Annotated in this window: 2 protein-coding genes; both read right to left on the bottom strand. The window is 48.4% G+C overall.

Annotated elements, in window-relative coordinates; genetic code table 11:
- Positions 1-85 precede the first annotated feature (85 nt).
- On the bottom strand, positions 86-427 hold the full coding sequence (locus GAC_RS01535) for a hypothetical protein (RefSeq protein WP_010264432.1): 342 nt from the start codon (positions 425-427) through the stop codon (positions 86-88).
- A gap of 501 nt (positions 428-928) precedes the next feature.
- The coding region (locus GAC_RS01530) for an L-glutamate gamma-semialdehyde dehydrogenase (protein WP_037349100.1) at positions 929-2,209 on the bottom strand (1,281 nt) is incomplete at its 5' end.

The following is a 2,209-nucleotide window of genomic DNA, read 5'->3' as shown; positions in this document are numbered from 1 at the left end:
TTTACCTCTGTCAGTGCGACGGGAAAATGCGTTGGTGGTGCTTTGCGCACTACGTGAAAGGCAGGATTTGCTAGCATGTATACCCCTAAACCACAGTGAAATTTTTAAGAGCTTCTTGTATAATTTCTAGCATCATCTTGCTCATAATCTCCAAGTTTTTCTGGTACAAATGCGAGATGCTTGCCGTTTGACTGATATTATCGGGGGTGACTTCTGCAAATAACTGTGCGTGCTCCTTCTGTGATGGTTGTATCAGCTCTTCCTCTAGCATATCTCTAAATTGCTCCAAAAATGCATGAAGAGTACTATCTAACATACTTTGTAACTGCTTTTCCTTCTTTTCAAAGAGCTCGTCAATTTCTCTGAAGACTGCATCAAATGAAAGGTTATGCTTGCTGTCTATCTCACAGCTGCTTTTATGGCTCATATTAGGAAGATTGTAGTGGAGACATAGTGGGATTTTAGAGTGAGTCGCTCGTTACCGGGAAGCAATTTTCTGAGGATTGGTCTATGTCGTGTCGTAAAGGTGAAGCCCGCATTGCCTCTCCGCGGAGGATTCTCCCTTATTAATGCGCGCAGTTTTAGACATTTAGCCGGGTTTCTTGCCTGAAACTAAGAACTTGCGTTAAGAGGGAACGACGCTAGGGGAGGTTACCGAAAATGCAGCGCAATGCCGGACTGTGGAGGTTTGAGGCTATGCTACCGTGCAGCTGGGCTCTCGCGTGGTCATATTGCATAGCAACTGCAGGCAAGTTAGCAAATTTCACGATGCCACAAGGGAGGCGCGTGCGTGATTGCCCGTCACATGACGCCGAGCTAAATTATGCCCGCCCAAGTATGCGCACTACAAGAGTGTGTTGATGAACGGGCTATACAACGGCTCTATCCTTGTGAATCTTAAATTCAGGATTGGCAAGCTGTCCCGTGATCATTCATCTTCTAGGCAAGTTAAGGACACGCTACCTCCGAGCGCAGCGGTATTGACCGTAACGGTTTTCTCTGTCAAAAATCGATGTAAATAGTGCGGACCGCCAGCCTTGGGACCGGTTCCCGACAGCCCTCGGCCTCCAAAAGGCTGCACTCCTACTACAGCACCGACTTGGTTTCTATTCACGTATACATTACCCGCTCCTATTCTGTCAGTGATATCGTCAATGCTGCTCTGTATTCTGCTCTGTATAGCGAAAGTGAGCCCGTATCCGGTGCTATTTATGTCATCAAGTATACTTGGCAGGTCAGATTTTTTATATCTTATGACGTGCAGCACAGGCCCAAACACTTCTCGGCTGAGCTGGGACATCGATTCTAATTCAAAAATGTGAGGGGGAAAGAAATACCCCTCTTCTTCGCCGGATAGATAGCTGATATCCGCCTTGCACAGCAGTTTGATCTTCTTTTTTCGCATCTCCTCTACATAAGAAGTTAGCATGTCAAAGCTTTGCTGGTCGATTACTGGGCCTATGTCGGTGCTAAGCGCCATCGGATTACCCAACCGCAGCTCCGCCACAGCGCCTAGAAGCATTTCTATTGTTTTATCTGCAATTTCTTCCTGTAGGAACAGTACTCTGAGGGAAGAACAGCGCTGCCCAGCGCTCTTGAACGCGGAGGTGATAACATCTTCAACCACCTGTTCTGGTAGTGCCGAGCTGTCAACCACCATGGCATTGATGCCCCCAGTTTCTGCGATTAGTGGGATTATATCCCGGCCCCGTCCAGCTATCGCTTGGTTGATGATATTCGCGGTTTCAGTGGATCCAGTAAACGCGACGCCCGCGATGTTCGCGCTGCTAAGCAAGGCATTGCCTAACACTTCCCCTCGTCCGGGTACAAAATGTAGCACGTCAGTTGGAACACCCGCCTCGTATAGCAGCTTTACTGCTTCATAAGCTACCAGAGAGGTTTGTTCAGCAGGCTTGGCTATGACCGTGTTACCGGTAACAAGAGCTGCCGCAATAGGACCTAGGAAAATGGCCAGGGGGAAGTTCCAGGGTGATATACAAACGAAGGTCCCACGACTCTCAAAATAGAGATAATTCTCTTCCCCAGCCGGCCCGGGGAGCTTTATCGGATCAGTCAGCTGATCTCTAGCAAGCATTGCGTAGTACCGCAGGAAATCCACCGCTTCCCGAATTTCCGCGATGACGTCAGAGATTACCTTTCCACCCTCTCTTACTAACAGGGAGAAGAACTTGCCCCGCTCTTTTTCAAG

It is taken from the genome of Anaplasma marginale str. Florida, assembly GCF_000215485.1.
GTDB lineage: Bacteria > Pseudomonadota > Alphaproteobacteria > Rickettsiales > Anaplasmataceae > Anaplasma > Anaplasma marginale.
This window is presented reverse-complemented; position numbering and strand designations above follow the sequence as displayed.

Coding starts and splice junctions, on each gene's coding strand:
- GAC_RS01535 (WP_010264432.1), bottom strand. CDS start 427: ATGAGCCATAAAAGCAGCTGTGAGATAGACAGCAAGCATAACCTTTCA.